The following is a 14,515-nucleotide window of genomic DNA, read 5'->3' as shown; positions in this document are numbered from 1 at the left end:
CCTTGAGTCGCCGACGGAGGATCCGCAGGAGAGTGCACGATGACCGCGCTCCGAACGCGAGGGGCCGGGTGCGAACGGCCCGCCGCTCCGTGGGGGCGCAGATGACGCGCGAGGTCCTCGACGCTCTCGGGCAGGCGGCCGAGCTCACCCGGCGCCACGTCGGGCACCCCGAGCGCGCCGCCGCGCTCGCCCTGCGCCTGCACCGGGTGACCGCTCCGACCGAGCTCGTCTACACCCGGTTCCCGCCGACCCTCAGCCTGGTGCTGGCCGGCCGGAAGCGCTCGGTGGTCGGCGACTCCGACGAGCGGTGGGGCGCCGGCCGCTTCCTGATCACCCCCGTCGATCTGCCGGTGGTCGCGGCCGTCGTGGAGACCGGCGACCGCGGCGACTTCCTGTCGGCCAACTGGCGTCTCGACCCGCTCGTGGTGGCCGAGATCGCGGCGCTCGCCCCCCGGACGGCCCCGCGGGCTCCCGCCCCGCGGATCGGCACGGTCACGGAGGAGATGGCCGACTCGCTGCGCCGACTCTTCCGTCTGCTCGACGCCCCCGCCGACATCCCGGTGCTCGCCCCCGCGATCACGCGCGAGCTCGTGCTACGGCTGCTGCAGACGGACCAGGCGCCCCGGCTGCTGGCCGCGTCCAGCACCGTCCGCTCGGAGGCCGTCTCCCGCGCGGTCGAGGCGATGAGCGCGTCGCTGTCGCGCGGATGGACCCTCGGCGCGCTCGCCGCGGAGGCGGGCACCAGCGTGCCCACACTCACCCGCCGCTTCCGCGAGCTGACCGGGATGTCGCCGCTGGGCTACCTGCGGCGGCTCCGCCTCGGGGAGGCCAGGAGGCTGCTCCTGGTCCGGGGCGACACCGCCGCGCAGGCCGCGGCCGCGGTCGGCTACGCGAGCGCGTCGCACTTCGGGCGCGACTACCGCCGCGCCTACGAGACGACCCCCGCGGCCGACGCCGCGCTCCACCCCGGGCCGCTCGTCCAGATCCACTGAGCGGCGGGCGCTGTCGCGGGGACTCCGAGCGGCGCGTGCCGCGGCGTCAGACGCGGGCGCCGACGATGCCTCCGTCGACGTCGAGCGTCGTGCCGTGGACGTACGAGGCCTCGTCCGAGACGAGCCAGCGCACGGCCAGGGCGATCTCGTCCGGACGTCCGGGCCGGCCGGCGGGGGCGGACGCGGTCATCTGCTCCAGGATCGCCGCGGCGTGCTCGTTGCCGGGCGTGAGAGTCGCGCCGGGCGCGACGGCGACCACGCGCACGCCGCTCGGGCCGTACTCAGCCGCCCACGCCCGCGTGAGGTGCTCCAGCGCCGCCTTGGTCGCGGGGTAGAGCGCGGTCCCCGGCGTTCCCACCCGTCCCATCCACGAGGTGATGTTGACGACCACTCCGCTCCCGCGCTCGGCCATGGCCGGGGCGATCGCCGCGACGAGCTGGTGCGGCACGCGGATGTTCGTGGTGAGGAGGGACTCGACATCGGCGTCGCTGAGGTCGGCGGTCGGCCCCACCGGGAACACTCCGGCGTTGTTGACGAGGACGTCGATCCGCCCGTCGAGGAGGGTCAGCGCCCGCTCGGCGACGGCGCGGGTCTCCTCCGGCGTGCCCGCGAGGTCGGCGACGAGCGCGGAGGCGGTGCCCCCGTCGGCGCGGATGCCGCGGACGACGGACCCGACCCGCTCGGGGTCGCGTCCGTGCACGAGGACGTGAGCGCCGGCCCCGGCGAGCCGGCGGGCGATGGCTGCGCCGATCCCGCTCGAGGATCCGGTGACGAGGGCGTGGCGCCCGGCGAGGGAGCCGGGTGCGGAGTGGGCGAGGAGCTCGGTGTCTGTCATGGCTCCAGCCTCCCGGCGGCGCGGGAGGCGGGCTGTCCCGATCCGATCGGGTGCTGACCAGATCCGCTCAGGGCGCCTCAGCGGCCGCCTCTCGGCCCTCGTCCACCCGGGACTCCGGTCCGCGCGAGCCCTCCCGGTAGCCTGGAGCGCATGACCGACAGCCAGCACGTCCGCTCCCGCGAGGCCTCGTCCGGCCGCGACCTGACGTACCCGCCGCTGCCCGAGGCGCTCGTCGTCCCCGTCTACGACAACCACACGCACCTCGAGATCGCCGACGGCCTCGAGCCGCTCGACCACCGCGAGCAGCTCGACCGGGCCTCCACCGTCGGGGTCCGCGGCGTCGTCCAGGTCGGCACGGACGTCGAGACGAGCCGCTGGTCGGCCGAGCAGGCGGCGAGCGAGCCGCGCATGCTGGCCGCCGTCGCGATCCACCCCAACGAGGCGCCCGAGCTGGAGCAGCGCGGCGAGCTCGACGCCGCCCTCGCCGTGATCGCCGAGCTGGCGGAGCAGCCGCGGGTGCGCGCCATCGGCGAGACCGGGCTCGACTTCTTCCGCACCGGCGAGAGCGGCCGCGCCGCGCAGTTCCGCTCCTTCGAGGAGCACATCCGCATCGCGAAGGAGCACGACCTCGCGCTGCAGATCCACGACCGCGACGCGCACCGCGAGGTCATCGAGACCCTGCGCCGCGTCGGCGCCCCCGAGCGCACCGTCTTCCACTGCTTCTCCGGGGACGCGGAGATGGCGCGGATGTGCACGGACGAGGGCTGGTACCTCTCCTTCGCCGGCACCGTGACGTTCAAGAACGCCGAGCCGCTGCGGGAGGCGCTCGTCGCGACCCCGCGGCACCTCATCCTGGTCGAGACCGACGCGCCCTACCTCACTCCGTCGCCCTTCCGGGGCCGCCCGAACGCGCCCTACCTCCTCCCGCACACCCTGCGCTCGATGGCCGCGACCCTCGAGACCGACGTCGGCCACCTGGCCGCGACGATCGCCTCGAACACGGAGGCCGTGTACGGCGAGTGGGGCGGCGAGGTCGGCTCCGAGCCGACGGAGCCGGTCGGACCCCTCGCATGAGCGGCCGCCACGCCGCCGAGCCGACGGGCGCCGCGATCCCGCGCCTGCTGGGCCCGGCCGAGATCCGCGACCTCGCGGACCTCCTCGACGTCACGCCGACCAAGAAGCTCGGCCAGAACTTCGTGCACGACGCCAACACGGTCCGCCGCATCGTCAAGCTCGCTCGGGTGCGCCCGGGGGAGACCGTCGTCGAGATCGGCCCCGGCCTCGGATCGCTGACCCTCGGCCTGCTCGAGGCGGGCGCGCAGGTCGTGGCCGTCGAGATCGACGGGCGCCTCGCCGAGCAGCTGCCGCGCACCGTCGAGCTGATGGCGCCGGGCGCCGATCTCGCGGTCGTGCACGCCGACGCGATGAAGGTGCTCGACCTGCCGGGGGATCCGGTCCGGCTCGTCGCCAACCTCCCGTACAACATCTCGGTGCCGGTGCTCCTGCACTTCCTCGAGCACTTCGCCAGCATCCGGTCCGGAGTGGTGATGGTGCAGTCCGAGGTCGGGCACCGGCTCGCCGCCGGTCCCGGCTCCAAGGTCTACGGCGGCCCGAGCGTCAAGGCGGCGTGGTTCGGCTCCTGGACGACGGGCGGCGCGGTCTCGCGTCAGATCTTCTGGCCGGTGCCGAACGTCGACAGCGTGCTCGTCGCGTTCGACCGCGGCGAGGAGCCGGGCGACGAGACCCTGCGCCGCGCCGTCTTCGCGGTCGTCGACGCGGCGTTCGCGCAGCGGAGGAAGATGCTCCGCCAGTCGCTCGCGACCCTCTTCGGCGACAGCGCCGCGGCGATCGTCGCGCTCGAGCGGGCCGGCGTCCCGCAGACCGCGCGCGGCGAGGAGCTGGACGTCGCCGCCTTCGTCCGCCTGGGCCGCGAGCTCGATCCGGCGCGGGTCCCCGTGCGCGGCGCGGCGGTGCCCGACGGGTCGCTGGCGGAGACCGACGGGGACGACGCGGACGGCGACGGGGAGCCCGCCCCGGGTGCGGACGAGGGCGCCTCCGCCACCCTGTAGCGTGGATGCATGGCCCACCGCGCGACGTCGAACCGGGTCCACGCGCGGGCGCCCGGCAAGATCAACGTGTTCCTCAAGGTCGGCGCCGTGCGCGACGACGGGTACCACGAGCTGGCCACCGCGTTCCAGTCGCTCTCCCTCTACGAGGACGTGTTCGCGGAGGAGGCGGCCGACTTCTCGGTCTCCTTCTCGGGCTCGATCGACACCTCCCGCCTGGCCGTCGACGGCTCCAACCTCGCGATCAAGGCGGCTCGGGCGCTCGCCCGGGCGACCGGCTACCGCGGCGGCGTGCATCTCGAGATCGAGAAGAACGTCCCCATCGCCGGCGGCATGGGCGGCGGCTCGGCCGACGCGGCGGCGACCCTGCTCGCCTGCGACGCGCTCTGGGGCACGGCCTGCACGAGGGAGCAGCTGCTGGGCATCGCCGCGAGCCTCGGCGCCGACGTCCCCTTCTCCTTCACCGGCGGCACCGCGATCGGAGTCGGCCGAGGCGACGAGCTGAGCCCGGCGCTCGCCAAGGGCCGCTTCGAGTGGGTGCTGGTCCTCTCGGAGGAGGGCCTGTCGACCCCCGAGGTCTACAGCGAGCTCGACCGGCACCGCGAGCGCCACCTGCACGACTTCCGCCCGATCTCGGCGACCCCCGCCATCGATCCCAACGTGCTGCAGGCCCTCCGCGCCGGCGACGCCGCCATGCTCGCCGACGCGATGCACAACGACCTGCAGGCGCCGGCGCTGCACCTGCAGCCCGGGCTCGCCCGCATCCTCGAGCTCGGCGAGGGCCGCGGAGCGCTCGGCGGCCTCGTCTCGGGGTCCGGCCCGACCGTCGCGTTCCTCGCTCCGGACGCCGATGCGGCGGCCGACCTGCAGCGCGAGCTGAGCTCCGCGCGGCTGAGCGCCGTGCGGGTGTCCGGCCCGGTCCACGGGGCTCGCCTGCTCTCGACCTAGTCGCGGAGGCGGTGCCTCCGGAGCGGGGCTCGCGAGCCTCGCGCCCGGCGCCCTCCACAGACGGTCCGCAGAGAAGTTCCGACCTCGTGGCTTAGAGTGCCGCTCATGTCCCGCCGAGCCACCCTCTTCGCGATCCTCTCCGGGATCGTGGCCGCCGTCGTCGCCCTCGCGGCCGCCGAGGTCGTCGCGGTCTTCACCGGAGCGGGCGGCAGTCCGCTGGTCGCGGTCGGCGGCTTCGTCATCGACATCGTGCCCCCGGGCGTGAAGGACACGGTCATCGCGCTCTTCGGCACCGGCGACAAGCTCGTGCTGCTGGTCTCGATCGGCCTCGCGATCGCGCTGCTGGCCGTCGGCGCGGGAGTCCTCGAGTACCGCCGCCCGCCGTTCGGCGTGCTGCTGCTGGCCGTCGTCGCGGGCGCCGGTGCGCTCGCCGCCGTCAGCCGCGAGGGCGCGTCCGGGATCGACGCGGCGCCGAGCGTCGTGGGCATGGTGGCCGGTGCCGCGGTGCTCCGCTCGGCCTCCGTCCGCCTCCGCGGCTGGCAGGAGGAGCGCGAGAGCGACTCCCCGGACCGCCGGTCGTTCCTCCGCCTGGTCGGGATCGCCGGAGTCGCCGCGGTCGCCGCCGGCATCGGCGCCCGCTTCCTCACGTCCGCCTCCGCCGCCGTCACCGCCGTGCGCGAGGCCGTGTCCCTGCCGGCTCCCGCCTCGGCCGCCGCGCCCGTCGCGGCCGGCGCCGTGCTCGACGACATCGACGGCATCAGCTCCTACGTCACTCCCAACTCCTCGTTCTACCGGATCGACACCGCGCTCTCGGTGCCGTCGGTCGAGCCCGCCGACTGGTCGCTGAAGATCACCGGCATGGTGGAGGAGGAGATCGAGATCACCTGGGACGAGCTGCTCGCGCTGCCGCTCGAGGAGCACCTGGTCACCCTGTCCTGCGTGTCCAACGAGGTCGGCGGCGACCTGATCGGCACCGCCCTCTGGCTGGGCTACCCGATCCGCGAGCTGCTGGCCCGGGCCCGGCCGACCGCCGGCGCCGACATGGTGCTCTCGCGGAGCATCGACGGCTTCACCGCCTCCAGCCCGCTCGACGTGCTGCAGGACGAGGACCGCGCGAGCCTGCTCGCCGTCGGGATGAACGGCGAGCCGCTTCCGGTCGAGCACGGCTTCCCCGTCCGGATGGTCGTCCCCGGCCTCTACGGCTACGTCTCGGCGACGAAGTGGGTCGTCGAGCTGAAGGTCACGACCTTCGCGGAGGACCTGGCCTACTGGTCGACGCGCGGCTGGACCGAGCGCGGTCCGATCAAGATCGAGTCGCGGATCGATGTGCCGCGCCAGGGCCAGCCCGTCGAGGCGCGGACGGTCGCCGTGGCGGGAGTCGCCTGGGCGCCGCACACCGGCATCGCGAAGGTGGAGGTGCAGATCGACGGCGGCGCCTGGCAGGAGGCGCGCCTCGCCGAGCAGGTCACCGCGGACACGTGGATCCAGTGGGTCCTCGAGTGGGACGCGACGGTCGGCGATCACGTCGTGACCGTGCGTGCCACCGACGCGGACGGCACGGTGCAGACCACGGTCGAGCGCCCGCCCGCCCCCGACGGCGCCACGGGACTGCACCGCCGCTCGGTGTCCGTCTCGGAGCCGGCACCCGCGGGCTGAGGTCCGGGGGCCGCGACCCGGCCGCACTGTGATCGACCCGCGGCGGACCGCTCAGGCGGCACCGCCTAGGCTGGATCCCTATGGCACATCTGCTGGGCGCCGAGGCGCTGCGACTCGAGTACCCCACACGCGTGATCTTCGACGACGTCTCCCTGGGGATCGAGGAGGGCGACCGCATCGGGATCGTCGGACGCAACGGCGACGGCAAGTCGACCCTCCTGCGCCTGCTCGCGCAGCGCATCGAGCCGGACAGCGGCCGCGTCACGCACCGCCGCGGCGTCACGCTCGGGATGCTCGACCAGGCCGACACGGTCGACGAGGACCTCACCGTCGCCCAGGCCGTCGTCGGCGGGCTCCAGGAGCACGAGTGGGCGGGCGACGCGCGCACCCGCGACGTGATCGCGGGCCTGCTGCGCGACGTCCCCTGGGACGGAGTGGTCGGCTCCCTCTCGGGCGGCCAGCGGCGCCGGGTCGCCCTCGCGAAGCTGCTCGTCGGCGACTGGGACGTCGTCTTCCTCGACGAGCCCACCAACCACCTCGACGTCGAGGGCATCGCCTGGCTCGCCGAGCACCTCAAGCGCCGTTGGGCGGCGTCGTCGGGCGGGCTCGCGGTCGTCACCCACGACCGGTGGTTCCTCGACGAGATCTGCACCGCCACCTGGGAGGTGCACGACCGCCTCGTCGAGCCGTTCGAGGGCGGGTACGCGGCGTACATCCTGCAGCGCGTGGAGCGCGACCGGATGGCGTCGACCATGGAGGCCAAGCGACAGAACCTGATGAAGAAGGAGCTCGCCTGGCTCCGGCGCGGCGCCCCCGCCCGCACGGCGAAGCCCAAGTTCCGGATCGACGCCGCGAACCAGCTGATCGAGGACGAGCCCCCGGTGCGCGACTCGGTCTCGCTCTCGCAGCTCGCCGTCTCGCGCCTGGGCAAGGACGTCGTCGACCTGCTCGACGTCACCGTCCGCTACGGCGAGCGGACCGTCCTCAACCGCATCGAGTGGCGGATCGCGCCCGGCGAGCGCACCGGCATCCTCGGCGTGAACGGCGCCGGCAAGTCGACCCTCCTCGGCCTGGTCGCGGGCAGCGTGGAGCCGACGAGCGGCCGGGTGAAGCGCGGCACCACCGTGCGCGTCGCGATCCTCGACCAGCAGCTGCGCGAGCTGACCGGTGTCCAGCACCGGCCCGTCCGCGAGATCATCGCGGAGCAGCGCACCAGCTACTCCATCGGCGGCAAGGAGATGACCCCGGGCCAGCTGCTCGAGCGGCTCGGCTTCTCGAGCGCGCAGCTCTCGACGCCCGTGAAGGACCTCTCGGGCGGTCAGCGCCGGAGGCTCCAGCTCCTGCTCATCCTGCTCAGCGAGCCCAACGTGCTGATCCTCGACGAGCCGACCAACGACCTCGACACCGACATGCTCGCCGCGATCGAGGACCTGCTCGACTCCTGGCCGGGCACCCTCCTCGTCGTCTCGCACGACCGGTACCTGCTCGAGCGCGTCACCGACCAGCAGTACGCCGTGATGGACGGCGCGTTCCGCCACCTGCCCGGCGGCGTCGAGCAGTACCTCGACCTGCGCCGCGCGCTAGAGAAGGGCGCGCCCGCGGCGGCCTCGTCGGGCTCCTCCTCCGGCGCGCCGGCGTCGAGCGGACTCGCGGGGGCCGAGCGCCGCACCGCGGAGAAGGAGGTGTCGGCGATCGACCGGCGCCTGCACAAGCTCACGCAGCTGACGAAGACCGTGCACGAGAAGATGGCGACGCACGACCAGGACGACTACGACGGGATCCTCGCGCTCAACGCCTCGCTCCGCGCCTACGAGGACGAGGCGGCAGAGCTCGAGATGCGCTGGCTGGAGCTCTCGGAGCAGCTCGAGGGCTGACGCCGCTTTTCTCCGCGGCACCGGCAGCTGTCCCGTACCGCGTGGGCGGGCCGCCGTCGCGGGCCCGTACCGACCGGCTCAGCCGAAGTCGAGGGAGAGCTTCCGGAGGAGCTGCGCCAGCCGCTCCTGCTGCGCGTGGGTGAGCGCGCCGAGCAGCTCCTGCTCCGCGTCGACCAGGCGGGTGATCGCCGCGTCGACCCGGGCGAGCCCCGACGGCGTCATCTGCACCAGCACGCCGCGCCCGTCGTTCGGGTCGTCGAGGCGCTCGACCAGGTCGCGCTCGACCAGCCGGTCGATGCGGTTGGTCATGGTCCCGCTGGTGACCATGGTCGCCTGGAGGAGCTGCTTGGGGCTCATCCGGTAGGGCGCGCCCGCGCGCCGCAGGGCCGAGAGCACGTCGAACTCCCACGTCTCGAGCTCCGACCGGCCGAAGGCGCTGCCGCGCGCGCGCTCGAGCTGCTTGGCCAGCCGGCGCATCCGCGAGAAGACCTGGAGCGGCGTGAAATCGAGATCGGGCCGCTCCCGGACCCAGGCGTCGACGATCCCGTCGACCTCGTCATTCGCACTCACCCGTCCATTGTGGCGGCTGGGCGGCTCGGGGGACGCCGGGAGGCGGACGGGCCGGGAGGCGGGGACCTCCCGGGCCGCCGTCGTCCGCCCGAGCGGCGGCCGCCCGCGCCCGAGGCGGGGCCGGGGGCGCGGGGGTGGCAGGATGGACGGCGCGCGATCGCGCGGTCCGCCATGGTGTAACGGCAGCACGGCAGCCTTTGGAGCTGTCCGGTCCAGGTTCGAATCCTGGTGGCGGAGCGGCACCAGGACGGTGCGCTCACGGAGGAGAACGCGAAGAACATGGCAGACAGCACGCTCGCCGTCGTGATCCTGGCGGCAGGCCAGGGCACCCGCATGAAGTCCCGCACCCCGAAGGTCCTGCACCGCCTCGCCGGGAGGCCGCTGCTCGGGCACGTGCTGGACACGGCCGCCTCGCTCGACGCGGCGCACGTCGTCACCGTGGTGCGCCACGAGCGCGACCGGGTCGCCGAGGCCGTCCTCGAGCACACCCCCTCCGCACTGGTGGTGGACCAGGACGAGACGCCCGGCACCGGCCGCGCGGTCGAGCAGGGCCTCGCGGCGCTCCCGGCGTCCTTCGCCGGCACGGTCGTCGTGCTGAGCGCCGACGTCCCGCTGCTGGACGCGCCGACCCTCCGCCGCCTGGTCGACGAGCACCTCGCCGCGGCGAACGCGCTCACCATGCTCTCCTGCGTGCTCGAGGACCCGACCGGCTTCGGCCGGATCGTCCGCGGCGGCGACGGCGCCTTCGCCTCCATCGTGGAGCAGAAGGACGCGAGCCCCGACGAGCTCGACCTCACCGAGATCAACGCCGGCGTCTACGCCTTCGACGCCGCCGCGCTCCGCTCGGTCATCGGCGCGATCGGCACCGAGAACGCCCAGCGGGAGAAGTACCTCACCGACGCCGCCGCCGCGCTCAAGGCCGCCGGCCGCGCGATCGAGGCCGTCCCCGTGCAGGACCGCTGGCTCGTGGCCGGGATCAACGACCGCGCCCAGCTCGCCGACGCGGCGCTCGAGCTCAACGCGCGCATCGTGCGCCGCTGGCAGCTCGAGGGCGTCACGATCCAGGACCCGGCGACCACCTGGATCGACGTGGACGCGGTCCTCGCCCCGGACGTCGAGATCCTCCCAGGCACGCAGATCAAGGGCCCGACCGTCATCGCCACCGGTGCGGTCATCGGCCCGGACACCACGCTCGACTCCTGCGAGGTCGGCGAGGACGCGGTCGTGAAGCGCTCCGACGCGACGCTCGCCGTCATCGGCGCGAAGGCCCAGGTCGGCCCGTTCTCGTTCCTCCGCCCCGGCACCGTGCTCGGCGCCCGCGGCAAGATCGGCACCTACGTCGAGACCAAGAACGCCGTCATCGGCGAGGGATCGAAGGTCCCGCACCTCTCCTACGTCGGCGACGCGGTCATCGGCGAGGAGTCGAACATCGGCGCCGGCTCGATCTTCGCCAACTACGACGGGGTGAGCAAGGCGTCCTCCGTGGTGGGCTCGCACGTGCGTGCGGGGTCGCACAACGTCTTCGTCGCCCCCGTTAGAATCGGTGACGGAGCGTACACGGGCGCCGGCACGGTCATCCGCAAGGACATCCCCGCCGGAGCCCTCGGGATCACCGTCGCTCCGCAGCGCAACATGGCCGGGTGGGTGCAGACCCACCGTCCGGGCACCGCGGCGGCCGACGCCGCCGAGGCGGCCCTGGCGTCGGATCCCACCGGATCCGACCAGGCGCCCACCGGAGGAAGCGGAGCACAGTGACCGGCATCACCGCCAGCAACAAGAAGAGCCTGGTCCTCGTCTCGGGGAGGGCGCATCCGGCACTGGCGGAAGCGGTCGCCGCCGAGCTCGGGACCGAGCTCGTCACGACCGAGGGGCGCACCTTCGCCAACGGCGAGCTCTACGTCCGCTACGGCGAGTCGGTCCGCGGAGGCGACGTGTTCGTCCTCCAGTCGCACACGTCCCCGATCAACGAGTGGCTGATGGAGCAGCTGATCATGGTCGACGCGCTCAAGCGCGCCTCCGCCAAGCGGATCACCGTGGTCGCCCCCTTCTACCCCTACGCGCGCCAGGACAAGAAGGGCCGCGGCCGCGAGCCGATCTCGGCCCGCCTCGTCGCGGACCTCTTCAAGGCGGCGGGAGCCGATCGGATCATGTCGGTCGACCTGCACGCGGCGCAGATCCAGGGCTTCTTCGACGGCCCCGTCGACCACCTCTTCGCGATGCCGGTGCTGCTCGAGCACTTCCGCGAGAAGCTCGACCCCTCGACCCTCACCATCGTCTCGCCCGACATGGGCCGCGTCCGCGTCGCCGACATCTGGAGCGACAAGCTCGGCGTCCCGCTGGCGATCATCCACAAGCGCCGCGACCCGAAGGTCGCCAACCAGGTCTCCGTCCACGAGATCGTCGGCGAGGTGAAGGGCCGCGTCTGCCTCCTCGTCGACGACCTCATCGACACCGGGCGCACCATCGCGAAGGCGGCCGAGGCGCTGAAGAAGGCGGGCGCGATCGGCGTGGTCGTCGCGGCCACCCACGCCGTCTTCTCGGACCCGGCGGTCGAGCTCCTGAGCTCGGAATTCATCGACTCGGTCGTCGTCACCGACACCCTGCCGCTGCCGCCGGAGAAGACCTGGGACCGCCTGACGATCCTGCCCATCGCTCCGCTGCTGGCCCGCGCCATCCACGAGGTCTTCGACGACGGCTCCGTGACGTCGATGTTCGACGGCGACGCGTAGGACCCCGCGCCCCGGGTGCGCCCTGCAGAGCGCACCCGGGTCCCGCCCCGGCTCCACCGCCTAGGGTGAGGCCGTGCCCCAGCGTTCGGATGCGACCCTCGCCCTGGCGGCGGTCTTCCTGGTCTGGTCGCCGGCCGCCGCCGCGGCGGGCTGGTGGCTGCTCCTCGGGCTCGCCGTCGCTGCGGCCGCCGCGGCCCTGAGCGCCGTCGCCGATGCCGGGCGCACCGTCCACGACGGCCCCTCCTCCGAGTGGCTCGGGATCGTCGGGCGCGCCTTCGCCTCGGCCGCGCTGGCCCTGACCGCGGCCCAGTCGGTCCTCGGGGGAGCGGCCCGGCCCCTGGCCGTCCTGCTGCTCGTGGCCGTCGCGCTCTTCGGTCTGCGCGGCGGGCGCCTCCCCGCTCGCCCGGTCCTGCTCCTCGTCGGTGCGGTCGTCGTCCTGCTGGCCGCCGCCGCCGTGATCGTGCTGGTGTCCCCTCCGGACCCCGCGCCGCTCGACCCGCTGCGCAACGGAGGGCCGCTGGGAGCCGGCACCGCCGCGGCCCTGCTCCTGATCCTCCTGCCGACCTCCCGCTCCGGCGCGGTGACGGCTCTCCGCCCCGCCCTGCTGCGCATCGGGATCGCCACGGCGGCCGCCGCCGCGCTCGGCACCGGTCTGCTCCTGGCGGCCGGTCCCGAGGTCCTCGCGTCCTCGGAGACCCCCCTGAGCGCTGTCACCCGGGGCACGCCCGCGTCCGGGCTCGTCGGGGCCGCCGCGGTGATCGCGGTCCTGCTCGCGCTCCTCGACCTCGGGAGGAGGGATGCGCGCGCCCTCGTCCGTCTCGCCGGCGCGGGGGAGATCCCGGCAGTGCTCGCCACCAGGAACCGCAGGACCGGCGTGCCGGCGGCGGCCCAGCTCGTCCTCTGCCTGGTCGCCGTGCTCGCGGTCGTGATCCTCGACGCCGACGCGCTGCTCGCCTTCGCCGTGGCCGCTCTGCTGGTGGCGACCATCGTGCGGCGCCTCGACCACGGAGCGGCCGGGGCGAGCGGGCCCGCCCTCGCGTCGGCCGCGGTCTCGCTGCTGCTCCTGCTCGCCCTCCCGGCGGCCACGGCGGCCGCCGCAGCGGTGCTCCTGGCGGCGCTCCTGATCGCGCGGGCGTTCCGGACCTGAGGGGTCAGCCGGCCCGGGCGTCGAGCGCCCGCTCGGGGAGCCGGACGCCACCGCCCGGCTCCGCTGACGACAGGGGAGCTCTCTCCGCAACGAGGAAGGCGCCCCCGCCCGAGGATCCGTGGATCCTGCGGGCGGGGGCGCCTTCCTCGTGCGACGCAGGTCAGTGCGTGGAGGGGTCCTGCTCGACCTCGGTGCGGTCACCCGACCACAGCGTGTGGAAGGTGCCCTCCCTGTCGACGCGCTTGTAGGTGTGCGCTCCGAAGAAGTCGCGCTGGCCCTGCACGAGAGCGGCCGGGAGGCGCTTGGAGGCGAGCGAGTCGTAGTACGACAGCGCGGCGCCGAAGCCGGGGATCGGCACGCCCGAGAGCGCGGCGGTCGAGACGATGCGGCGCCAGGCGGCCTCGCCGTTCGCGACGGCCTCGGCGAAGTACGGGTCCTCGAGGAGGGTCGTGATGCCGGCGTTCTCGTCGTAGGCGTCGACGATGCGGTTGAGGAACTGGGCGCGGATGATGCAGCCCGCGCGCCAGATCTTGGCGACCGCGCCCTTGTCGATCTCCCAGCCGTACTTCTCGGCCCCGGCGATGATCGCGTCGAAGCCCTGCGAGTAGGCGACGACCTTGGAGGCGTAGAGCGCGGCGCGCACGTCGTCCTCGAAGCCCTCGTACTTCTCGACCGGGGTCGGGCGCGAGGTGACGCGGGCCTGCACGGCCTCGCGCTGCTCGGGGTGGGAGGACACGGCGCGGGCGAAGACGGCCTCGGCGATGCCGCCGACGGGGACGCCGAGGTCGAGCGCGTTCTGCACGGTCCAGACGCCGGTGCCCTTCGAGCCGGCCTGGTCGAGGACGACGTCGATGAAGGGGTTGCCGGTGTCGGCGTCGACCTGGCGGAGCACCTCGGCGGTGATCTCGATGAGGTACGACTCGAGGTCGCCCTTGTTCCAGGCGTCGAAGACCTCGGCGATGGCGGCGGGCTCGTGTCCCCCGACGGTGCGGAGCAGGTCGTACGCCTCGGCGATGAGCTGCATGTCGGCGTACTCGATGCCGTTGTGGATCATCTTGACGAAGTGGCCGGCGCCGTCGGTGCCGATGTGGGTGACGCAGGGCTCGCCCTCGGCGACCGCGGCGATCGACGAGAGGATCGGGCCGAGGGTCCTGTAGGACTCGACCGAGCCGCCGGGCATGATCGACGGGCCCTTGAGCGCGCCCTCCTCGCCGCCGGAGATGCCGGTGCCGACGAAGTGGATGCCGGTCTCGCGGACGGCCTTCTCGCGGCGGATGGTGTCGGTGAAGAGCGCGTTGCCGCCGTCGACGATGATGTCGCCGGGCTCGAAGACCTTCGTCAGCTGCTCGATCACGGCGTCGGTGCCGCGGCCGGCCTGGACCATGATGATCGCGGTGCGCGGGGTGGCGAGCGAGGCGGCGAAGTCCTCGATGGTCTCGGACGCGACGAAGCCCGCCTCCGGGTGCTCCGTGATGAGGGTCTCGGTGCGGCCGTAGGAGCGGTTGAACACCGCGACCGTGTTGCCCTCGCGGCTGGCGAGGTTGCGGGCGAGGTTCGAGCCCATCACCGCCAGACCGACGACTCCGATGTTGGCTGTGGCGGTGGGCTTGTCAGACACGGTTCTCCTCGACGTTCGCGTTCAGGGGCGAGCTCAGGCTAGCCCCGGGTCGCTCCGGGGAGCCCGGGTCCGAGCCGTCT

The 14,515-nt window shown here is 73.8% G+C and carries 12 protein-coding genes and 1 tRNA gene; 10 read left to right on the top strand and 3 right to left on the bottom strand.

All coding sequences use genetic code 11. From position 1 onward, the window contains the following. The first annotated feature begins 101 nt into the window (after positions 1-101). Positions 102-992, top strand: coding sequence for an AraC family transcriptional regulator (locus tag C5C71_RS11705; RefSeq protein WP_104222370.1), 891 nt, complete (start codon positions 102-104; stop codon positions 990-992). 46 nt (positions 993-1,038) lie between these two features. Here C5C71_RS11705 and C5C71_RS11700 read toward each other — a convergent pair whose 3' ends face one another. Beyond that, positions 1,039-1,827, bottom strand: coding sequence for an SDR family NAD(P)-dependent oxidoreductase (locus C5C71_RS11700; protein ID WP_104222330.1), 789 nt, complete (start codon positions 1,825-1,827; stop codon positions 1,039-1,041). A 150-nt stretch (positions 1,828-1,977) separates the two neighbouring features. Here C5C71_RS11700 and C5C71_RS11695 point away from each other — a divergent pair, with 150 nt between their 5' ends. The 5 genes from C5C71_RS11695 (at position 1,978) to C5C71_RS11675 (ending at position 8,371) form a co-directional block, all read left to right on the top strand. Continuing rightward, on the top strand, positions 1,978-2,901 hold the full coding sequence (locus C5C71_RS11695) for a TatD family hydrolase (protein WP_104222332.1): 924 nt from the start codon (positions 1,978-1,980) through the stop codon (positions 2,899-2,901). After that, a complete protein-coding gene (rsmA, locus tag C5C71_RS11690) occupies positions 2,898-3,896 on the top strand; it encodes a 16S rRNA (adenine(1518)-N(6)/adenine(1519)-N(6))-dimethyltransferase RsmA (protein ID WP_181065701.1) in 999 nt (332 codons plus the stop codon). The genes C5C71_RS11695 and rsmA overlap by 4 nt, the downstream gene beginning before the upstream one ends. Positions 3,897-3,905: 9 nt before the next feature. After that, entirely contained in the window at positions 3,906-4,841 is a 936-nt protein-coding gene (locus C5C71_RS11685; RefSeq protein WP_104222334.1) for a 4-(cytidine 5'-diphospho)-2-C-methyl-D-erythritol kinase, read from the top strand. 105 nt (positions 4,842-4,946) lie between these two features. After that, a complete protein-coding gene (locus tag C5C71_RS11680) occupies positions 4,947-6,497 on the top strand; it encodes a molybdopterin-dependent oxidoreductase (RefSeq protein ID WP_104337735.1) in 1,551 nt (516 codons plus the stop codon). 80 nt (positions 6,498-6,577) lie between these two features. Continuing rightward, positions 6,578-8,371 carry an ABC-F family ATP-binding cassette domain-containing protein gene (locus tag C5C71_RS11675; RefSeq protein ID WP_104272842.1) on the top strand — a complete coding sequence of 598 codons (1,794 nt, stop codon included), beginning with the start codon at positions 6,578-6,580 and terminating at the stop codon, positions 8,369-8,371. 78 nt (positions 8,372-8,449) lie between these two features. Here the strand turns inward: C5C71_RS11675 and C5C71_RS11670 are convergent, their stop codons facing one another. After that, the gene (locus tag C5C71_RS11670; protein ID WP_104222340.1) at positions 8,450-8,941 is read right to left on the bottom strand and encodes a MarR family winged helix-turn-helix transcriptional regulator; all 492 of its coding nucleotides are present in this window, start codon (positions 8,939-8,941) and stop codon (positions 8,450-8,452) included. 165 nt (positions 8,942-9,106) lie between these two features. Between C5C71_RS11670 and C5C71_RS11665 the strand changes: the two genes are divergently transcribed. The 4 genes from C5C71_RS11665 to C5C71_RS11650 all read left to right on the top strand — a co-directional run bounded on the left by C5C71_RS11665 (position 9,107) and on the right by C5C71_RS11650 (position 12,817). After that, a tRNA-Gln gene (locus C5C71_RS11665) sits at positions 9,107-9,178 on the top strand. 42 nt (positions 9,179-9,220) lie between these two features. Next, entirely contained in the window at positions 9,221-10,696 is a 1,476-nt protein-coding gene (glmU, locus tag C5C71_RS11660) for a bifunctional UDP-N-acetylglucosamine diphosphorylase/glucosamine-1-phosphate N-acetyltransferase GlmU (protein WP_104226937.1), read from the top strand. Beyond that, positions 10,693-11,670: a ribose-phosphate diphosphokinase gene (locus tag C5C71_RS11655; RefSeq protein WP_104222342.1), complete on the top strand. Its 978-nt coding sequence runs from the start codon at positions 10,693-10,695 to the stop codon at positions 11,668-11,670. The genes glmU and C5C71_RS11655 overlap by 4 nt, the downstream gene beginning before the upstream one ends. A 73-nt stretch (positions 11,671-11,743) precedes the next feature. After that, positions 11,744-12,817, top strand: a complete 1,074-nt coding sequence (locus C5C71_RS11650; protein ID WP_104226927.1) for a hypothetical protein — start codon at positions 11,744-11,746, stop codon at positions 12,815-12,817. A gap of 160 nt (positions 12,818-12,977) precedes the next feature. On the opposite strand, the gene gndA is transcribed toward C5C71_RS11650, so the two are convergent. Beyond that, positions 12,978-14,435 (bottom strand): NADP-dependent phosphogluconate dehydrogenase, encoded by a 1,458-nt coding sequence (gene gndA / locus C5C71_RS11645; RefSeq protein WP_104226928.1) that lies wholly within the window; start codon positions 14,433-14,435, stop codon positions 12,978-12,980. Positions 14,436-14,515 lie beyond the last annotated feature (80 nt).

The organism is Rathayibacter sp. AY1C1 (assembly GCF_002932105.1).
GTDB lineage: Bacteria > Actinomycetota > Actinomycetes > Actinomycetales > Microbacteriaceae > Rathayibacter.
This window is presented reverse-complemented; position numbering and strand designations above follow the sequence as displayed.